This window comes from Bradyrhizobium tunisiense (genome assembly GCF_042263385.1).
Taxonomy (GTDB): domain Bacteria; phylum Pseudomonadota; class Alphaproteobacteria; order Rhizobiales; family Xanthobacteraceae; genus Bradyrhizobium; species Bradyrhizobium tunisiense.
In genome coordinates this window covers 71,940-94,930 of sequence record NZ_JBHLEV010000002.1, presented here as the reverse complement: position 1 = coordinate 94,930, position 22,991 = coordinate 71,940, and the positions used below count along the sequence as shown (strand labels likewise).

The window sequence follows — 22,991 nt, the reverse complement described above, 5'->3', positions numbered from 1 at the left end:
TGCCTACTCCGCCGGTTCCGGAATCGTATCCTGCACGACCCTGGACGCTGCCGCCGGCGCGAGCAGGCTGCAGATCTCATCGAGCAGGCCGGCATGCTTCAGGATCGTGAAATGGTTGTCGCCAGCGACGCCGCGATCGACGGCCTTCGGCAGCTGCAATTCCAGCCGATCGCGTTGCGCCAGACGAGCCGACGTCCACCAGCACAGTGGCGCGACTTCGAGGCTCTGCGGCAGCGTCGCCTTCTGCGCCAGCCGGTTGAGATGCCGTCCGACCGCGAAGGCGGCGGACACATCATCCGCACCAAGCAACGCCTCGTCCGTCCTCACGCCCCTGCCCTGCTCCATGACGGCCGCGACCACATCACGAATGCTCTCCGGCATCTCCGGCAGGCCAGCGCGTTTCGCAGCGTCGACAGGTGCGTTGATGCGAGAGGCCGCCGCGCTCGGAAGCACGGCCGACAGCAATCCGGCGAGATCGTCAGCCCAATGGGCGATCGCCTCCTGCCGGCTCGATCCGTCCGGCTGTCGCGGCACGAAGCTGTCGACCAACGCGAGGCGATCGACACGCTCACCGCCACGTTCGAGCTCGGCCGCAACGAGACTTGCCAGCAGCCCTCCCAGCGACCAGCCGACCAGGCTATAGGGGCCGCGCAGCTGACTCCGCCTGATCTCGGCTGCATAGTCCACCGCCATCGCCTCGAGCGAACTGTCGCTCCAGGACGGGTCGACCAGCATCCTCGATTGCAGCCCGATCACCTGCCGCCGCCCTTCGAGCCGACGCGCCAATGGACCATAGTCGAACACCGTGCCGAAGCCGCCATGCACGCAGAACACCGGATTGGCGGTGCGAACTGCGGCGTTGAGAGGCAGCAGCGCCGAAGGTGCGGCCGACGCGGCGGCCCCGCCGTCCGCGAGCAGCGCACGGATCGTGGGCTTCTGAAGAAGATCACGCAGCTTGATCTCGATCCCGAACGTCTTGTCCTGTCGCAGCCGCGCTACGACCTTGAGACACAGAATCGAATTGCCGCCGAGCTCGAAGAAATTGTCGGTGGCGCCGACCTGCGGCACGTCCAAGATGTCGGACCACAGGCGCGCCATCGCGATCTCTGCCGGGCCTTGCGGGGCGACGAAGCTCCGCATCGACGCATCGGGAGCGGGCAATGCACGCCGATCGACCTTGCCGCTCGACAATGTGGGCAATTGCTTGAGCACCATGATCCGCGCCGGCACCATATAGGCCGGCAGGATCTGCTTCAGGAAACCGGACAAGCGCTCGACCAGCGCCTCGGCCGCGCCAGCCGCTGCGTCGCCTGCCGCCTTCGGAGCGACATAGGCGATGAGCTGATTTCCGGCCGCCGCCGGCGCAGCCACGACCGCCGCCTGCGCGACCGCTTCGTGACGGAGCAGCGAGGTCTGAATCTCCCCGAGCTCGATTCGGAAGCCGTTGACCTTGACCTGGTCGTCGCTACGGCCAAGATATTCCACTGCACCGTCATCGCGCCAACGCGCCAGATCGCCGGTGCGGTACAGCCGCGCGCCCGACACCGCGGAAAAAGGATCAGGCACGAATCGCTCGGCCGTCATGCCCGCTTTGCCGTGATATCCGCGCGCCAGCCCGAAGCCGCCGAGATACAGCTCGCCGGCGACGCCGGCGGGAATGATGTCGAGCCCGCCATCGAGGATGTAGGCGCGGCGGTCTCCGACCGGGACGCCGATCGGCGCATAGGGCGTGTCGCACTCGCCCGTACCGTCTACCTTCCAGACCAGGGGCGTGACAACGGTTTCCGTGGGGCCGTAGCCATTGATCAGGATGCGCGGCTGGAGGATGCGCTTGACCTTGTCGAACCCCGCCTTCGGCATCGCCTCGCCGCCAAACGAATAGAGCTTGACCGGCGGCGGGTTGCCGTTCTGCTCGACGCATTCCGCCACCTGCTGAAGATAGGCCGGCGGCAACCCGATATGGCTGACGCGATGGGCCTGCAGGTTCTCGACGGTCTGCTCCGGCGTCCACAATTCGGCGTCACGCATCAGCAGCCGCGCGCCGTGAGACAGAACCGTCAGCCAGCGCTCATGAGCGCCATCGAAGGCCAGCGACAGGAAATGCAGCTCGCACGAGCTTTCGTCGATCTCGTAGAGGCCGCCTGTGACGTGACAGTGCATCGCCAGCGGCCCGTGCGCGACGGCGACCCCCTTCGGTGTGCCCGTCGAGCCCGAGGTGTAGATCAGATAGGCGAGATTTTCCGGATGCAGTTCAGGTTGCGGCGGATGGTCGGGTCCCGCGTCGAAGTCGAACGTGGACAGCGCGATCCTTTCGATGCCATCCGGGCTGTCTTCAGTTTCCAGCCGTCCCGTCAGCAGGAATGCGATCGCGGCATCGCGCATGACGAAGGCATGCCGCTCGGGTGGCAACTCCGGATCGAGTGGAATGTAAGCGCCGCCCGCCTTGAGGACAGCCAGCAGCGCAATCATCGTGACTGCGGTTCGCTCGACCACGACGCCGACGCGCTGCTCGGGCTTGAGACCCCGGGCGATGAGGTAATGAGCCAGACGGTTGGCCTTGTGCTCGATTTTTCCGAAAGAGAGCACCGTGCTGCCAATGGTCAGCGCTGTCCGATCCGGATGACGCTGCGCGTGGTTGCTGATCGCTTCGTGCACCATAGGCAGCGGTGCGCTCGACGTCGCGTGACGATTGCAAAGATCCGCAGGAGCGACATCGAGCTGCGTGACGGGATCGATGCTGCCGAGCAATGCCGTGGCGTCCCGCGTCAGCGCAGCCAGCAGATGCTCGAACTGCGTCTTGATCTGCGCTGCCTGCTCTGTCGTGAAATGGCTCGGCATGTAGGTATATTCAACCTGAAGCGTGTCTTCTACGAGAACCGACAGGTCCATGGGATAGTTCGTCACATCGACGTTCTTCAGACCGCTGAACTGGAGAGCACCGGCGCCGCGGTGCATGCTGCGTTCGATCGGATAGTTCTCGAACACGATGATACTGTCGAACATGGTCTGGCCGGCACGACCGGCCCAGCCCTGGATGTCATAGAGCGGTGTGTGCTCGTAATCCCGGATCGCCGAATTGCGGTCCTGCAGCGCGCGCAACCAGTCGCCGATGGAGCTGGCCGGCGGAAGCGTTTCGATCGCGGGCAGTGTGTTGATGAAGAGCCCGAGCATCTGCTGCGATCCGTCGAGACTGGCCGGACGACCAGCGACCGTCACACCGAACGTCACGGTGCTCTGGCCGGTACAGCGCTGAAGCAGCAAGGCCCACACGCCCTGCACAATCGTGTTCAGCGTGATCCGTTCGCGCCGCGCGAACGCCTTCAGCTCAGCGGTCGCCGTCTCTCCGAGACGCGTGTAGCAGCGCTCGTGACCGGAGGCCTGATGGCGGCGCGCACCGAAGGCGTCGGCCAGCTGCGTCGGCTGGTCGAAGCCTCTGAGCTGCTCGCGCCAGAAACTTTCCGCAGCTTTCGCATCCTGAGCCAGCAGCCAGGCGATGTAGTCGCGGTAGCGCGTCGCATTTGCGGCGGGCCTGCCGCCATAATAGCACTCCAGGATTTCTCCGACGAGCCTGGCTGAACTCCAGCCATCCATCAGGATGTGATGATACGTCCAGATCAGCCGGTACAGATCGTCCTGCAGCCGCAGCAGCCGTACCCGCTGGAGCGGCGGTGTCTGGGGATCGAACTCGGCGGCGCGCTCGTCGGCAAGGGCGGCCGCGATCCGTTCGTCACCGACGACCTGCCCGCGCCAGTCCTCCTGTTCGAACGGCGTGACGGCATCATGATAGACGACCTGGAGCGGAGAGCCGGAAAGCTCCCGCCACAAAAAGCCGGTGCGAAGCATCTGATGGCGCTCGCTCACCTCGCGCCATGCTTTGCCGAGACGCTCGGGATCGAGACCTCTGATCTCGACGCTGACCTGATTGACGTAGACGCCGCTGCCGGCATCACGCAGGCTGTGAAACAGCATTCCCTGCTGCATCGGCGACAACGGATAGACGTCCTCGATGCGGTTCCAGTCCAGGTCGAGGCGCTCAAGCTGCTCGGCGGACATCCCCGCGAGCGAACCGCGCTCGGATGCCGAGGTGTCCTTGCTGGAGCCGACATCGCGGCCCAACGCAGCCAGCGCCTCGATGGTCTGATGCCGGAACACGTCGCGTGGCTCGATGAGCACGCCTTCGCGCCGCGCCCGGCTCACCATCTGCAACGAGGTGATGGAATCCCCGCCGAGCTCGAAGAAATTGTCGGTGACGCCGATGTCGGGCTGGCGCAACAGGTCGGCCCAGATCGCGGCCAGCGCAGCTTCCTTCGGCGTGCGCGGCGCGACATGCTCGGCTGACGTTACAAGCCGGTCCGGCGCCGGCAGCGCCTTGCGGTCGATCTTGCCGTTCGGCGTCAGCGGCAGGCGCTCCAGCACCACGACCCGCGCCGGCACCATGTAGTCCGGCAGGGTTGACGACAACGCCGCCTTGAGCGCCGCACTATCCAGGGCTTCGCCGCTGACATAACCGAGAAGCTGGCGGCCGGCGCCGGCCTCGCGCGCCACCACCACGGCCGCGCGAACGCCAGGCTGGGCCATGAGCCGCGCCTCGATCTCGCCCAGCTCGATGCGGAAACCGCGGATCTTCACCTGGTGATCGGCGCGGCCGACATAGTCGAGCACACCGTCGGACCGCCACCGCGCCACGTCGCCGGTGCGGTACAGCCGCGCGCCCGGTGGACCGAACGGATCCGGGATGAAGCGCTCCGCCGTCAGCCCGCCGCGCCGCCAATAGCCGCGGGCCAGCCCGGCGCCGCCGATATAGAGCTCGCCGGCAACGCCGACCGGCGCAAGGTTGAGATCGCGATCGAGAATGTGCAGCGTGGTGTTGCCGATCGGGCCGCCGAGCAGCGGACGATCGTCCGCCGCATCGAGCCGGTGACGGGCCGACCACACCGTGGTCTCGGTCGGACCATACAGGTTCCAGACATCGCCCGCCTGCGCCACCAGCCGCCGCGCCAAATCCGGCGGCAGCGCCTCGCCGCCGCACAGCACCCGGCAGCTGGCCGGCAGCGACGGACCGTCATGATCGAGCAGCATCCGCCAGGTCGATGGCGTTGCCTGGATCATGGAAACGCCGTGCCGCTCCACGATCGCCTTGAGCCTGGTCGGATCATGCGCCGCCGCACGATCGGCCAGCACCACGCAGGCGCCGATCGTCAGCGGCAGCCACAGCTCCAGCACCGCGATGTCGAAGGACAGCGAGGTCAAGCCGAGCACGCGGTCGGCGGCCGTCATGCCCGGCTGCTCCGCCATGGTCGCCAGGAAGTTGGTCACGGCGTCATGGCGGACCATCACGCCCTTGGGCAGGCCGGTCGAGCCCGAGGTGTAGATCACATAGGCAAGGCTCTCGCCGTGAACGGCGACATCGAGATTGCCGGCATCGTCGCCCTCGCCATCCGAAGCGTCGAGCAGCCAGGCCTCGGCTCCGGTTTCCGCCAGCACGGCGGCGAACTGACCTTGCAAGTCCTGCTGCGTCAGCACCAGCGCCGCGCCGCTGTCGCGCAACATGTGCGCCAGCCGCTCCGGCGGGTAATCCGGATCGATCGGCAGATAGGCCCCGCCCGCCTTCAGCACGGCCAACAGCGCGACCAGCATCCCGGCACCGCGGTCGAGCGCCAGCCCGACCACGCCGTCGGCCCCGACGCCGCGGTCGCGCAATCGCCGCGCCAACCGGTTGGCACGCGCGTTCAGTGCCGCGTAACTCAGCTCCGTCTCGCCGGACACCAGCGCGATCGCTTCCGGCGACCTCCGCACCTGCGCCTCGAACTGCGCGACAATCCCCTTGCGCTGTTCAGATCGTAGCGTGTCATTCGCCCGGGCGAGCAGGACGTCATCCGCGGGATCGTACGCCGCGATCTCGCCCACCGGTCGATCGGCATCGATGCTCAGCGCTTCGATCAGCCGCACGAAGGCCTGCTGTAGCCGCGCGATCTGCGCCTCGTCGAAATGCTTGCGCTGATAGTTGAACACGAGGCGCAGGTGCTCATCGACGCCGACGCTTGCGAACAACGGATAATTACTGGTCTCGACGATCCGGGTCTCGCCGACCTGGATCTGCCGGTTGTTTCCGAGCAGCGCGCGGTCAACCGGATAGTTCTCGAACACCAGGATGCTGTCGAACAGCGGCCGTCCGGGACGCCCCGCGAGGCGCTGGATTTCGTAGAGCGGCGTCGAGCCGAACTCGCGCAAGGCCAGATTGCGGTCCTGTAGCTCGCGCAGCCATGCTCCGACGGTCTGCTGCGGACTGACGTCGTCAACGACCGGCAACGTGTTGATGAACAGGCCGACCATCTCTTCGGCGCCGGCAAGCTCAGGCGGCCTGCCCGACACGGTGACACCGAAGCAGACCGTCCCTTGTCCGGTATGCTGTCGAAGCAGCTGCGCCCATGCCGCCTGCACCAGCGTGTTCATCGTGATCCGCTCGCGCGCGGCAAAGTCCTGCAACCGCCCGGTCAAGGCAGGGTCCAGCTCCAGCGCAAGCATTCCATGGCCGGACGTTTCCGCATCCACTCGCTCGGCCAGGCTGTCCGCCAGGAAACTCGGCTCGTCCAGGCCGGCCGTTGCATCGTGCCAGAATGCCGCCGCCGCGTCGCCGTCGCGCCCCTTCAGCCACGCGATATAGTCGCAGTAACGATGTTGCAAGGCCGGCAGTCGCCCCTCGCCGCTGTGCTGCATCACCTCGGCGATCAACCGCGCCGAGCTCCATCCGTCGAGGAGGATGTGATGGTGCGTCCAGATCAGCCAATGCCTGTCGTCGTCGAGCCGGATCAGCCGGACCCGCTGCAAGGGCGGCTGTGACAGGTCGAACCCGGCGGCCCGGTCCCGCCGCGAAACATCCGCCAGCGCCGCGTCCAATTGCGCCTGGTCCCACGCGACAATCCGAGTCCGCCAGTCCTCCTCCGCAAAAGGCACTTCGGCCCGTCGATAAACGACCTGTTGCGGCGCGCCGGACAGGTCACGCCAGACAAATCCGGTCCGCAGCACGGCATGGCGATCGCTGGCAGCTTGCCAGGCGCGGCACAACCTCTGGGCATCCAGGCCACGGATTTCCGCCGCCACCTGATTGACATAGAGGCCACTCTCGCCGTCGTGCATCGCATGGAACAACATGCCCTGCTGCATCGGCGACAATGGATAGATGTCCTCGATCTCGTGCCAATCGAGCGCAAGCCTGTCGAGCTCGGCCTGATCGAGACCCGACAATGCCACGTCTGATGGCGTCAGGCCGCACACGCCGCCGGTGCAATGACCGACCAGCTCACGCAGTGCATCCTCGTACAACGCGGCCAATCGCTCGACGGTCTCGCGCCGATAGCGCTTGCGGCCGAAACTGAAGGACAGAAGCAGCCGGCCATCGCGCACCGTCCCGTTCACGCTCAGCCAGCGCCGCAGCGCGCTCGATGCATCGCGCGACGGGCCAGCGCTCTCCGCCGCCATCGCGAACAGCGCCGCGTCGGCGTCACCGCTGTCGATCCGTCCGAGATAATTGAAAGCAATCTTCGGCTCTCCGACATGCGCCAGCGCCATGCGTTGCTCTTCGGTGCCGAGATAGCGCAACACGCCGTAGCCCAGCCCGCGGCCGGGAATGCAGCGAAGCTCCTCCTTCACCGACTTGATCAATAGCGAAGGCTCTTGCGAGCCGTCGCGAAGCCGCACGGGAAAGGCCGTCGTGAACCAGCCGATCGTACGCGAGAGGTCGAGATCGCCCGACAGGTGTTCGCGGCCGTGCCCCTCCAGCTCGACGAGGACGTCGTCCTGCCCGCTCCATTGCCAGACGGCGCGGGCGAGGCCGGCGAGAAGAAGATCGTTGATTTGCGTGCGGTAGGCCGACGGAGCGTCCGTGAGCAGCCGCTGCGTCCACTCGCTTTCGAATGACAGCTGGACCTCATCGGCGTCCGCCATGCGATCGACGCCGGGATGATCGTCGTCGCAGGGAATATCCGCGTTCGCGGTGCGGTTTGTCCAGTACGATAGTTCGGACGCCAGTTCGGGCGACGTTGCGTAAGCCTGCAAGCGCTGACCCCACAGCGCGTAAGCGTGGCTCTTCGGCGGTAACGTGACCGTGGCGGCGCCCTGCGCAAGCTGCGTGTAAGCAGAAGCGACGTCCTCCAGCAGAATTCGCCATGACACGCCGTCGACCACGAGATGGTGGATCGCGATCAGAAGCCGCTGACTGCCATCAGCGACGTCGATTCCGACCGCGCGCAACAGCAACCCGCCGGAGATCGACAAGCTCGCCTGCGCCGATGATGCCAGCGCCGTCACGGCATTGCGGTCGATCCCGTGCCGGACCCAGAGCAGCGGGTCCGCGGCCGGAGCGGTGCCATGCTCGGCATGCCAGCTCCCCTGCCTCTGCTCGAAGCGCAGGCGCAGCGCGTCGTGATGATCGACCACAGCACCGAGTGCGCGCCGCATCACGTCCCAGTCGATTCGATCTCTCGGCTGCAGCAGGACCGCCTGGTTCCAATGATCCCGATTCTGCATGTCCTCCGCAAAGAAGCGGGACTGGATCGGCAAGAGCGGATGCGGGCCGATGATCTGCCCTTGGTCGGCGAGCGTCTCCGTGCGCTGCACGGTCCGCGCCGCCTGCGCCAGCGATTCCAGCGTCTGATGCTGAAACACGTCGCGGGGCTCGATCAGATATCCGGAGCGCCGCGCGCGACTCACCATCTGGAGCGAGATGATGGAATCGCCACCGAGCTCGAAGAAATTGTCAGTGAGGCCGACGGCGGGCCGGCCGAGCAGCTCGGCCCAGATCGCCGCGAAGACAATCTCGGCCGGCGTGCGTGGCGCCTGATGCTCCGCACTCCCATGGACCATCTCGGGCGCCGGCAGGGCATGGCGATCCACCTTGCCGCTCGGCATCAAAGGCAGTCGCTCCAACACCGCTATTCTGGACGGCACCATGTAGTCCGGCAAGACGGCCGACAGCGCGGTCCGTAAGCCTGCCTCCGCCAACTCGCCGCTGCCGCTGACGTAACCAACGAGTTGGCGGCTCACGCCGACAGCGCGCGCCACCACGACGGCAGAGCGAACGCCGGGTTGCTCGAGCAGCCGCGCCTCGATCTCTCCGAGCTCGACGCGGAAGCCGCGAATCTTGATCTGATGATCCGCGCGCCCGATATAGTCGATAGCGCCATCAGGCCGCCAGCGCGCCAGATCTCCCGATCGATAGAGACGCTCACCGGTATGCCCGAATGGATCGGGTATGAAACGCTCAGCCGTCAGCTTCTCGCGCCGCCAATAGCCCCGCGCCAGACCCGCCCCGCCGATGAACAGCTCACCGGTCACGCCCGCCGGAACCATGTTCAGATCGGTGTCGAGAATACGAATCGTCACGCCGGGAATAGGCCGCCCGATCGGCACGCGCGCCGCCCCCTCGTCACGGCAGGTCCAATAGGTTGCATTGATCAGGGCTTCTGTCGGGCCATAGCGGTTGTCGAACCGGACACCGGGGAATGCCTGGAGGACGCGCCTCATCAGGTCGAGCGACAGCGCCTCACCGCCGGCAAACAGGCGCTTGAGCGAAGTGCAGCGTGCCACGCTCGGCTCGGTCACGAAATGCTCGAGCATCTGCGGCACGAAATGCAGCGTCGTCACGTCATGAGCGATGACGGCGTCCACCAGCAGCCGAGGCTCGCGATGCGCACCTGGAGCCGCGATCGCAAGCCGCGCGCCGGTAGCGAGCGGCCACAAGATCTCCCAGACCGAGACATCAAAGCTGAACGGCGTCTTGTGCAGCAAGGTTTCGCCGGGATCGAGACAATACTCCGCTTGCATCCAGCCGAGTCGCGCCACAAGCGCGCGATGCAAACAGGCCACTCCCTTGGGCACGCCGGTCGAGCCCGACGTGTACATCACATAGGCCAGGCTGTCCGGATGAAGCTCCGTGCCCAGATTGTCAGAAAGCTCCACGAGGCGAGCGCCGGCCTCTCCGTCGATGGTCCAGGCCTCAGCGCCCGCCTCCCCGATCACCGGCGCCAGGTGCGGAAGCAACTGCTCTTGCGTCAGCACCAGTGCTGTTCCGCTGTCGCGCAGCATGTGCAGCAGCCGATCGGAGGGGTAGTCGGGATCGAGCGGCAGATAGGCACCGCCCGCCTTCAGCACGGCCAGCACGCCGACGATCAGCTCGACGCTGCGCTCGAGTGCCAAGCCGATCAGCCGATCGCGGCCAATTCCATGCTGCAGCAACCGCCACGCCAGCCGATTGGCACGCGCATTCAACTCGCCATAATTGATCTGCTGGTCGCCGAAGATCAATGCGGCCGACGACGGCGAAGCCGCGGCCCGAGATTCGATCTGCGCGACGATGCTGTCGTTAAATGACCGCCCTCTTTCGGCACTGCCACTCCAGCCGAGCACTCTCTGCTTCTCGTCGGCATCGAGACCGTCGAGCGCACCAACGGGCCGCGACACGTTCTCCACGATCCTGACCAGCAGCCGCGACAGCGAGGCCTGCAAATATCTGATCTGGTCGTCGTCGAAGCGACCGCGGTCGTAACGAAAGCCCAGATTGATGCCGTCGGACTTCGCGAACACGGCCACCGTGAGCGCATAATTGGTAATCGAGACCTGCTCCGCCCGGCCGAGCCGGCGTCCGCTTTCGCTCTCGCCCCGAAGCGCCTGATCGATCGGGTAGTTCTCGAACACGAGAATATTGTCGAACAGCGCACGCCCGGAGCGGCCGGCAAGGCCCTGAATGTCATAGAGCGGCATCCAGCCGTGGTCGCGCAGATCGATGTTGCGCGCCTGGAGGTCGCGCAGCCACGCTCCCACTTCAGTTTGCGGGCTGGCCTGGTCGACGACGGGCAGCGTGTTGATGAACAGGCCGACCATGTCCTCCGACCCGTCGAGCTCGGCCGGACGGCCCGAGACCGTCGCACCGAAACAGACTGCGCGCTGCCCGGTGTGACGACGCAACAACTGCGCCCAGGCGCCCTGCACCATGGTGTTGAGCGTGACGCGCTCCCGCCTGGCAAACGCCTGCAGGCTTGCCGTCAACTCCGCCGTCAGCAGCAGGTCCAGCGAGCCATGGCCGGAGGCACCGCCGGTTACGGGTCCTCCCAGCGCGTCTGCGAGGAAACTGGGCTCCTCCAATTCCGACAACGCCGTGCGCCAGAACGAAGTCGATGCATCGCGGTCTTGCCCTTGCAGCCACGCGATGTAATCGCGATAGCGGCCTTTGACGACCGGCAAGCGTTCGCCGCGCTCGTGCTGCAAGATCTCGGCCATCAAGCGTGCTGCGCTCCAGCCGTCGAGCAGGATATGGTGGTGCGTCCAGATCAGCCAGTGGCGCGCCTCGTCGAGCCGGATCAGCCGCACTCGCTGCAGCGGCGCCTGCGACAGATCGAACGCTTCTGCGCGCTCTGCTTGCGAGACGCGGGACAGCGCGGCTCGGAGCTCTTCGTCGTCCAGGGCTGCCGCCCGCGCGCGCCAGTCTTCCTCCTCGAATGCCAGATGTGCGGAGCGATAGACGACCTGCTGCGCGGCGCCCGACAGTTCACGCCATGCAAATCCAGTTCGCAACACGGCGTGCCGCGCGCTGACTTCGTGCCAGGCCGCGCGCAGCTTGCCGCCATCGAGGCCGCGGATCTCCAGTCCGATCTGGTTGACGTAATTCCCACTCTCGCCATCACGCAGGGCATGGAACAGCATGCCCTGCTGCATCGGCGAGAGCGGATAGATATCCTCGATCTCGTGGCAATCGGTCGTTGCGACCAGTACGTCGAGATCAGCCTGGTTCAGGTTCGACAACGCGAAGTCGGACGGCGTTACGCCGCGACCGCCACCGGTGCAGTGGTCAACGAGCTCGCGCAGGGCCGCAGCATAATGCGCCGCCAGACGTTCGATCGTTGCCCGCCGATAGCGCCTGCGGCCATAGCTGAACGACAGGCGCAATTGTCCTTCACCGACCTGCCCGTTGATGCTCACCCAGCGGCCCAGCGGCGCGCTATCGCTGCGCATCGGTCCCGCGCTCTCGGGCGCGAGGCGGAACGGTGCGGCCTCTCCCATGCTGGAATCGAACTGGCCGAGATAGTTGAAGACGATGCGCGGTTCGGGACCTGCCGCCAGCGCGCTGCGCTGCGTCTCGTTGCCGAGATGACGCAGAACGCCGTAACCCAGCCCGCGGCTCGGAACGGCGCGAAGTTCCTCCTTGACGGCTTTGATCAGCGCGGCATCGTCTCCCGAACCGCCCGGCAACCGCACCGGAAAGGCCGTGGTGAACCAGCCGATGGTGCGGGATATGTCGGCACCGTCGAACACGTCCTCGCGGCCATGACCTTCGAGCTCGACGACCAAATCCTCGATTCCGCTCCAGCGCGACACCGCTCGTGCAAGTGCTGCCAGCAGGAGATCGTTGACCTGCGTACGGTAGGCGGACGGAGTTTCCTTCAACAACCGCGCCGTCAAGCCAGCGTCAAATGCCAGCAGGACCTGCTCGCCATCGGCAACCCGGTCGACCCCGTCATGATCATCGTCGCAGGGAACCGCAGCATGCGCTCCGCGCTCGAACCAATAATCGAGCTCGGCGGCCAGCTCGTCCGTTCGAGCATAGGCCTGCAACCGCGCGCCCCAGGATGCATAGGAGTCGCTCCTCGCCAGCGCAACCGAACCTGCGCCTTGGCCGAACTGATCGTACGCCGTCGCCAAGTCTTCGAGGAGCACGCGCCATGACACGCCGTCGATGACGAGATGATGCACGATCACCAGAAGCCGCTGGCTGCCGCCCGCGAGATCCATGCCGACCACGCGCAGCAGCGGCCCGGCCAGCGACAGGCTGGCCTGGGCCGACGCTGCAACTTCCGTGACCTCGGCTGCATCGCGAACGTCGGGTCGAATCCAAAGCAATTCCGACACCGCCAGCGACGAGCCATAGGTCGCGCGCCAGCCGCCATCAATCCTCTCAAAGCGCAGACGCAGAGCCGCATGATGAGCGACGAGAGCGGCGACCGAGGACTCGACAACTTTCCAGTCGAGCCGCGACTTCGGCATCAACAGGACGGCCTGGTTCCAATGATGACGGTCCCCCGCATCTTCGCCGAAGAACCGCAACTGAACCGGCAGCAGCGGATGCTCATGGCCTTCGATCTCGACTTCCGGGGCGACATGACCCGCCCTGCTCTCACTTCGCGCGACCCGCGCCAAATCCTGCAAGGTCTGATGCCGGAACACGTCACGCGGTTCGATCAATAAGCCCGCCTGGCGGGCGCGGCCGACCAGTTGTAGCGAGATGATGGAATCGCCGCCGAGCTCGAAGAAATTGTCCTCGACACCGATGACGGGCTGGCCGAGCAGTTCGGCCCAGATCGCAGCGAGCACCATCTCGGCCGCAGAGCGCGGCGCCACGTGCGCAGCGATTGCGGTGGGCATCTCGGGGGCCGGCAGGGCATCGCGATCGACCTTGCCGTGCGCGGTGAGCGGCAGCCGCTCCAGCGGCACGATACGGGCTGGCACCATGTAATCAGGCAGCTCGTCCGAGAGCGCCGCGCGCATGGTTGCCTCGTCGAACGGTCCGTCGCCGGCGACATATCCGACCAGTTGGCGACTGACGCCGGCGTCGCGGGCAACGACGACAGCCGACTGCACGCCGGCCTGCCGCATCAGCCATGCCTCGATCTCGCCGAGCTCGATCCGGAAGCCGCGGATTTTCACCTGGTGATCGGAGCGGCCGACATATTCGATCACCCCGTCGGCGCGCCACCGCGCCAGATCGCCGGTGCGATAGAGCCGCGCCCCCGGCGCACCGAACGGATCAGGGACGAAGCGTTCAGCCGTCAGCTCGGCGCGCCGCCAGTAACCACGCGCCAGTCCCTCGCCGCCGATGAACAGCTCACCGGTCACGCCGACCGGGACGATGTTGAGATCACTGTCCAGGATATAGGCAGAGCGGCGGCCCACGGGGCGGCCTATCGGCGCGTAATTGCCTTCAATCTCTTCGTCGGCATCGACCTTCCAGACCAGCGGCGTCACCACGGTTTCGGTCGGCCCGTAGCCGTTGATCAATGTGCGCGGTTTGAGCGCGCGCTTGACCTTGTCGAAGCCCGCCTTGGCCATCGCCTCGCCGCCGAACGAATAGAGCTCCACGGGCGGCGGATCGCCGCGCCACATTGCGAAGTCGGCGAGCTGTTGCAGATAGGTAGGCGGGAATCCGGCGTTGGTGACGCGCTGCCGGCGGAGAACGTCGAGGGTCTGCTCGGCCGACCACAGATCGGCATCGCGCATCACGAGCGCTGCGCCGCAGGTCAGCGCGGTCCAAAGTCGCTCATGGGCCCCGTCGAAGGTGAAGGACAGGAAATGCAGCTCGCGCGAGTGCCGGTCCATATCGTAGAGCCCGGCCGTCACCTCGCAATGCATCGCGAACGGGCCGTGCTCGACCGCAACACCCTTCGGGATACCGGTCGAGCCGGAGGTGTAGATCACATAGGCAAGGCTCGTTGGCGCCACCGCGATCTCGGGATCGCTCTCGCTCTCCTGCACGAGGTGGGTCGCATCGAGTGGGATGACGTCGATGCCGGCGGGCGGCGGCGTCAATACCGAGCCATCCGCGTCAACCAGAACGACATTCGCGCCCGCATCGCTCAGGGTGCCGATCTGTCGCCTGGCCGGATGTTCGGGATCGAGCGGCAGATAGGCCGCCCCCGTCTTCAAGATCGCGAGCAGCGCCACGATGAGATGCGGCGAGCGTCGTGCCGAGACGCCGACGAGGTCGGTGGGCCCGACACCCCGGCCGATCAAGTGATGCGCGAGGCGGTTGGCGCGACGGTTGAGCTCGGAATAGCTGATGTCATCATCGCCGAAGACCAGGGCCGTCGCGTCGGGCGTTGAGGCCGCCAGCCGTGCCACCGTCAAGTGCACCGGTGTGAACGGTGCGTCTCTCGTTCCAGCATCCGCATCGTTCCAATGGCGCAGCTTCTCCAGCTCCTCGTCGGAGAGCAACGGCACATCGGCGATGGATTGCACGTCGTCGGCAACCATCGCTTTCAAAATCGTGGTCCAGTGCGCCGCCAAGCGCTCGATCGTCGCGCCTTCGAACAGCGCCGTCGCGTAGGTGAGGATCGCCCGGATCTCGCCCGATGACCCCTCGTCCGTGTCGAGCGCGAGGTCGAACTTGACCGTATCGACCTCGGCATCGATGGTTTCGATCTGAAGTCCGGTCCGATCGGGCGGATTGCCCGACCCCCGGCGTCGTTGATGGTTGTAGAGGACCTGAAAAAGCGGATTCTGGCTCAGGCTGCGCGTGGGCTGGAGGATCTCGAACAGTCGTTCGAACGGAAGATCCTGGTTCTCTTGTGCCTCTACTGTGGCCGAATGGACTGCCGCAATGAAGGCGCCGATCGGCGCCCGGCCGTCGATCCGCGTACGAAGCACCTGGGTGTTGACGAACAAGCCGATCACGTTGCGTGTTTCGTCGCGGTGCCGATTGGCGACCGGCACGCCGATGTTGATGTCGGATTGGCCCGTATAGCGGTAGAGCAGCAGCTTGAAGCTCGCCAGCATCACGACGAACAGTGTCGTGCGGTGGCGCCGCGCCAGCGCGCGCAAACCGTCCGCCAGCGCCGGATCAAGTGGAATGCGGCGTGCTGCGCCCGCAAGATCGGGCACCGCCGGCCGCGACCGGTCGAACGGCAGTTGGAGCACGGCCGGGTCGGCAAGACGTTTGGTCCAGTAATCGACCTGCCGCGCGCCGTCGACCGCACTCATCCAGAGCCGTTGCCATTCGGCATAGTCGGCATATTCGATCTCCGGCTCCGGCAAGGCCGGCGTTTCACCGCAGGCAAATGCCGCGTACAGCGTCCAGAATTCATCGACCAGCACGCCCATCGACCAGCCGTCGGTCACGATATGGTGCAGGCTGACGACGAGGAAGTGGTCGTCCTCGTTCAGCGTCAGCAACGCCGCGCGCATGAGCGGACCGGATTCAAGATCGAACGGCAGCGAGGCTTCCTGTCGCGCCAGCAAACGCGCCCGTCCTTCCCGGTCATCGCCATCGAGGGTCACGTGTCGCAATGCGACCGGTTGCGGATCGCCTATGAATTGCTCGGCGACTTCTCCTTCCTGTCGAAATACGGTACGGAACGCTGTGTGACGCGCAACGAGCGCATCGAACGCCTGTCGCAGCGCGCGTGGTTGCAGCTGGCCGCGCACGCGCAGCGTCGCCGAGATGTTATAGGCGGCACTGCCCGGGTCCATCCGCCACAGGAACCAAAGGCGGGATTGCGCAAAGGACAGCGGCGCACGTTTGCGCTCCTGGCGCACGATCGGCAACATGGCGAGGTTGACGCCCTTCGCCGCAAGCTGCGAGAGGAACGCGTGCTGCTTGCCGGCATCGAGGCGCATCAAGCGCCGTGAGATGTCGCGCAGCTGCTGCTTTTGCGTGCTTGCCATGTCACTCATCGGACAGTTCGACTTCCTTCAACATGTCGAGCATCGCGGCGATGTCGTCGCCTCGCTTGTCGGTTTCGCTCTCCTGACCCAGCGCAGCCGCCATGGTTTCAACCGTCGTCATTTCGAATAGACGGTTGAGCGGCAGGTCGTGGCCGAGATCGCGCTTGATGCGGCTGACGAGCTGGACGGCGATCAGGGAATCCCCGCCGAGCTCGAAGAAATTGTCGGTGACGCCGATGTCGGGCTGGCGCAGCAGGTCGGCCCAGATCGCGGCCAGCGCAGCTTCCTTCGGCGTGCGCGGCGCGACATGCTCGGCTGACGTTACAAGCTGGTCCGGCGCCGGCAGCGCCTTGCGGTCGATCTTGCCGTTCGGCGTCAGCGGCAGGCGCTCCAGCACCACGACCCGCGCCGGCACCATGTAGTCCGGCAGGGTTGACGACAACGCCGCCTTGAGCGCCGCACTATCCAGGGCTTCGCCGCTGACATAACCGAGAAGCTGGCGGCCGGCGCCGGCCTCGCGCGCCACCACCACGGCCGCGCGAACGCCAGGCTGGGCCATGAGCCGCGCCTCGATCTCGCCCAGCTCGATGCGGAAACCGCGGATCTTCACCTGGTGATCGGCGCGGCCGACATAGTCGAGCACACCGTCGGACCGCCACCGCGCCACGTCGCCGGTGCGGTACAGCCGCGCGCCCGGTGGACCGAACGGATCCGGGATGAAGCGCTCCGCCGTCAGCCCGCCGCGCCGCCAATAGCCGCGGGCCAGCCCGGCGCCGCCGATATAGAGCTCGCCGGCAACGCCGACCGGCGCAAGGTTGAGATCGCGATCGAGAATGTGCAGCGTGGTGTTGCCGATCGGGCCGCCGAGCAGCGGACGATCGTCCGCCGCATCGAGCCGGTGACGGGCCGACCACACCGTGGTCTCGGTCGGACCATACAGGTTCCAGACATCGCCCGCCTGCGCCACCAGCCGCCGCGCCAAATCCGGCGGCAGCGCCTCGCCGCCGCACAGCACCCGGCAGCTGGCCGGCAGCGACGGACCGTCATGATCGAGCAGCATCCGCCAGGTCGATGGCGTTGCCTGGATCATGGAAACGCCGTGCCGCTCCACGATCGCCTTGAGCCTGGTCGGATCATGCGCCGCCGCACGATCGGCCAGCACCACGCAGGCGCCGATCGTCAGCGGCAGCCACAGCTCCAGCACCGCGATGTCGAAGGACAGCGAGGTCAAGCCGAGCACGCGGTCGGCGGCCGTCATGCCCGGCTGCTCCGCCATGGTCGCCAGGAAGTTGGTCACGGCGTCATGGCGGACCATCACGCCCTTGGGCAGGCCGGTCGAGCCCGAGGTGTAGATCACATAGGCAAGGCTCTCGCCGTGAACGGCGACATCGAGATTGCCGGCATCGTCGCCCTCGCCATCCGAAGCGTCGAGCAGCCAGGCCTCGGCTCCGGTTTCCGCCAGCACGGCGGCGAACTGACCTTGCAAGTCCTGCTGCGTCAGCACCAGCGCCGCGCCGCTGTCGCGCAACATGTGCGCCAGCCGCTCCGGCGGGTAATCCGGATCGATCGGCAGATAGGCCCCGCCCGCCTTCAGCACGGCCAACAGCGCGACCAGCATCCCGGCACCGCGGTCGAGCGCCAGCCCGACCACGCCGTCGGCCCCGACGCCGCGGTCGCGCAATCGCCGCGCCAACCGGTTGGCACGCGCGTTCAGTGCCGCGTAACTCAGCTCCGTCTCGCCGGACACCAGCGCGATCGCTTCCGGCGACCTCCGCACCTGCGCCTCGAACTGCGCGACAAACGACCCGACTCCCGGATATTGCGCCCGCGTCAGATTCCACGCCTCCAGCAAAAGCTGTCGTTCCTCGGGAGGCAGAATGTCGAGTTGTCGGACCGGCGTGCGCGGCGCATGTTCCAGCACCTCCGCCAATTGATCGAGTGCCTGCTGCATCAAGGCGCAGATGCGATCGGCCGAATGCGGACGGATGATCTGAGCGGTTAAGCCAAGCGTCTGGCCGTAATCCTCGACAGCCAGCATCAAGGGATAATTGGTGCGCTCTTCGCCTCCGATCCATTCGGTGCCGGAGCCGTCCTTGTCGGTCAACTCGGCTCGCGGCACATTGTGTCGATAGTTCAGGATGGCGCTGAACAGAGGCGCCGGCGCCGCGACGCCACTGCATCGTTGCGCAAGCGCCAGCGAAGCGTGCTCATGCGCCATCAGCTCGGTCAGCCGATGATGTGCATCGCGAACACTGTCCTCGACCGCGGTGTCATCGAGATCGAGGCGCAGCGGCAAGGTGTTGATGAACAGGCCCATGGTGCGATCGCCGCCGGCGCCAGCCCGCATGCGGCCGAACAGAACGGTCCCGAACACGACACGATCGCGCCCGCTGGTTCGCGCCACCACCTGTCCCCAAGCGAGATGGCAAAGGCCGGCGAGGCTGACGCCGAGCCGCCGCGCCTGAGCACGAAGCCTTGCACTCAAGTTTTCGGGCAAGATCCGCCGCGCTTCCACGACGCCGCCGCCGTCGCCGTGCACCCGGTCCAGCCCAAACGGCGTGGTCGGTTCGTCGATGTCGGCGAGCATTCCGCGGAAGAAGCGCTCATGATCCGCCTTCGCCGCCGATCCGCGCGCCTGCGCCACCAGATTCCGGAACGGATATGGCGGCGGCAGTTCGTGACCTCGCCCGGACAAGATCTTACCGACCTCATCGTGCATCACCTCCAGCGTGGAGTGGTCACCGATCAAGTGGTGCATCAGGACGAGAAGCAGCCAGCGCTCTCCACGGGGATCAGCCGCAACGGCAAATCGCAGCAGCGGCGGCTGTCCGAGATCGATCCGATGGTGACGCGGATCGAATCGCCGCCTGAGCTGCTCGTCAGCGCCGCCTTCGCCGTCCAGCACGACCTCGCTCACGACCAAAGGCGCATTCCTCCAAACCACCTGCGCCGGCGTGGACAAGCCGTTCCACACGATGGACGTTCGCAGAATGTCGTGGCGGTCCACCACCTGCCGGACCGCATCGAGATAGCGGTCGAGCAGATCGCGGCGGGCAAATGCCATCCGGCCGACCAGCAGGTAAGGATCACCGTCCTTCGACAACAGGTGATGGAAGAGGATGCCATCCTGAAGCGGCGACAGTCCGTAAATGTCCTGGATGTTGGCGGCGCCGCCGGGAACGCCGGCCACGATGCCGTCGATGTCAGATTGCGTCAAAGCGACCAGCGGCAAAAGTTCGGGCGTGATTGCCGTCGTCTGCGGCAAGATCCGGTTCACGGGAACGTCGGCTTCTCCGCCATCATCGAGGCCGGCGGCAAAATCGGCCAGCACCGGCTTTGCAAACAGCATGCGCGCGTCCGCGCTGAGTGCATGCCGTTGCAGCCTTTCCAGCATGCGGACTGCGAGCAACGAGTGGCCACCGAGCTCGAAGAAGTGGTCGCTGCGCCCAATCCGATCGACGCCCAAAAGCTCGGCCCAGACCTGCGCGACGATCTGCTCAACCTCGCCTCGCGGCGGCTCGAAACCGCGTCGCGCAAACGCATCATCCTCCGGCGCCGGCAACGCCTTGCGATCGATCTTGCCGTTCGGCGTGAGCGGCAATGCATCGAGGCGCACGAAGGCCGACGGCACCATGTAGTCCGGCAGGCACGTACGCAGGTGATTGCGCATCGCGCCGGCAAATTCATTGGCATCGAGCCCCGCGCCATTGCCACGGCGTACGGCGACATAGGCGACCAGCCGCGCGTCACCACCGTGATCCCGTTGCACCAGCACGACGGAATCGGTCACGTCGGTATGCTCGTTGAGCCGGAACGTGATCTCGTCGAGCTCGATGCGGAAACCACGAATCTTGACCTGGTGGTCGTTGCGGCCCAGAAACGCGATATTGCCGTCTGGCAGATAACGCCCGAGATCGCCGGTGCGATACATGCGCGCATCCGCATCGCCGCAGAAGGGATCGCGCACGAAGCGCTCCGCCGTCAGATCGGCCCGATTGAGATAGCCGCGCGCAACGCCAACGCCACCGATGTAGATCTCACCCGCCGCACCGAGCGGAACGGGCGCACCAAATCGATCCAGAAGATAGATCCGCGCATTCGGCAGCGGACGACCGATTGGAGCAAAGTCGCCGTCAAAGCCCTGATGCCGCAACCAGCTCGTCGCGCAGACCGTTGCTTCCGTCGGACCATAACCGTTGAAGACGGCGATGCCAGCAGGCAAATCCTTGACCAGCTCGGCCCTCGGTAGTTCGCCGGCCAGGACAAGGACCCGCAGACAGGCAAGGCGATCGAGATCGGTCCGCCCGTGCAGCATCGCCGGTGGCAGGGTCGCATGTGTGATCGCTTTGTCCGCGAGGAAGCCGAGCAACTCCGAAGCATCCTGATGCTCTCGCGGGCCGGCCAGGAACAGCACGGCACCCGAGCACAGCGCCATGACGATTTCCCAAATGCTGGCATCGAAGCTGAATGAGGCAAACTGCACGACGCGGCTGTGCGAATTGAGCTCGAACAGCGCCCGCTGCGCCAGTGCCAAATTCACCAGGCCACGGTGCTCGACCATCACCCCCTTGGGCCGGCCGGTCGAACCGGACGTGTAGATGATGTAAGCGAGGTTTCGCGAGGTTAGCCCTGTGACGAGATCCCCAAGGCCCGACGTCGCCTGCGGTGTGACGGTCGATACGTCCGCTTCGGGGTCGATGATCTCGCAAGCCCTATCCGGGAATATCGCGCTTCCCGCTTCGTCGGCGATCAGCACGCGCGGCCTGGCATCCTCGACAATCTGACGCAGTCGCGCCGCCGGATAAGCGGGATCGAGCGGCAGATGCGCACCGCCCGCCTTCAGCACGGCCAGCAGGCTCACGACCATGGCGATACCACGCGGCAAGCAGATCGCGACCGGCTGGTCCGGCACCACACCCAAAACCATCAAGCGCCGCGCAAGCCGGTCGGCGCGGGCATCGAGTTCGCGATAGCTTAGGCGAACGTCATCGTAGGCCAGCGCAATGGCGGCCGGCGTCCTTCTCACCTGCTCCGCAAATAGTTCGTGGATGCAGCTTTCGGCGGGAAACGGTGTGGCGGTCTCATTCCACGTGTCGAGAACGCGCCTGGACTCCTCGGCGCCAACAACGTCGATTCGATCGACTATCTGGTCCGCATCGGCAACCATGGCCCGGAGCAAGGTCAATAGATAGTCCCGATGGCGCCTGATCGTCGCCTCGTCGAACAGCGCCGTCGCATAGTTGAGGGAGCCGACGATACGTCCGTCCATCTCGCCGAGACCAAGCTCGAGATCGAACCTGACCTGCTGGAGCGGGATATCGACGGGCTCGGCCTTGAGGCCCGGCAACTCGAGAGCACCCGTTTCGTTGCTCTGCCAGCCGAACGCGACTTGAAACACCGGCGTGTGCCCCAGCCCTCGCAGCGGCTGGGTGATCTCGACGACCTGCTCGAACGGCAGATCCTGATGATCCTGCGCGGCGAGCGCCGCGGTGCGCACGCGGCGGAGCAGTTCGGCGACGTTGGGCTCCGCCGAGAGATCGATGCGGACAGCGAGCATATTGACGAAGAACCCGATCAGGCCCTCGATCTCGGGCCTGTTTCGGTTGGCCGTCGGGGTGCCGATCACGATATCCGTCTGCCCCGAGAGCCTGGACAGCACCGCCGCCCAGGCCGCCAGCACGATCATGAACGAGCTGGCGTGGTGCGACTGACCCAGCCGCCGGATGCCGGATGCCAACTCCGCATCGATCTCGATCGGCAAGGACGCGCCGGCGAGCGACCTGACCGCCCCACGCGGCCGGTCCGTCGGCAACTCGAGCACGGCCGGCGCATCCGCGAGTGCCTTTCGCCAATACTCGACCTGCCGCTGCAATCGCTCTCCCGACAGCCATTGTCGCTGCCAGGCGGCGTAGTCCGGATACTGGATGGCCAATGGCCGCAATGGATCGTCCTTGCCTGCGACGAAAGCCCGGTAGAGCGCACCGAGCTCTCGCACGAGCACGCCGATCGACCAGCCGTCGGAGACGATGTGATGCTGGGTGAGCAGGAAGAGATGGTCCCGTTCCTCCGTCCGGATCAGTCGGCTACGGATCAATGGTCCCGTGGCAAGATCGAACGGCGTTGCAGCCTCCACGCGGCAAAGGCGCGCGAGTTCCTGCTCACGGTCGTCACGGCCGCGTAGGTCGTGTTCGAGCAGGGGAACGCGTTCGTGCGCGGGCAGCAGCATCACGCGCGGCTGTTCGTCGACCACGCGAAAGACGCTGCGTAGCGCTTCGTGGCGCGCGAACAAGCGATCGACGCTTCGACGCAACGCTTCGACATCGATCTGGCCCGAAAGCCGCAATGCACCGCGAATATGATAGCCGGAATTGGCACCATCGAGTTGCGCCAGCAGCCAAAGCCGCTGCTGCGCAAAGGACATCTCCAGTGATCCGTCGCGCGGCGCCACGGGGATCGCGCCGCTCTTCTCGGCATTTCGGCCGCGGTCCCTGGCCAGCGCGACGAGTTTTCTCATCTGCGCGGGATCAAGGTCTCGCAAGCTCGGCTTTGCCGTGTCTGCCATG

Annotated in this window: 2 protein-coding genes; both read right to left on the bottom strand. The window is 65.9% G+C overall.

The annotated features are described in order from the left end of the window. Positions 1–3: 3 nt before the first annotated feature. Complete coding sequence (locus ACFDR6_RS07825; protein WP_434056901.1) at positions 4–16,437, bottom strand: non-ribosomal peptide synthase/polyketide synthase; 16,434 nt, start codon at positions 16,435–16,437, stop codon at positions 4–6. Continuing rightward, positions 16,430–22,990, bottom strand: a complete 6,561-nt coding sequence (locus tag ACFDR6_RS07820) for a non-ribosomal peptide synthetase (protein WP_375857965.1) — start codon at positions 22,988–22,990, stop codon at positions 16,430–16,432. The genes ACFDR6_RS07825 and ACFDR6_RS07820 overlap by 8 nt, the downstream gene beginning before the upstream one ends. Position 22,991 lies beyond the last annotated feature (1 nt).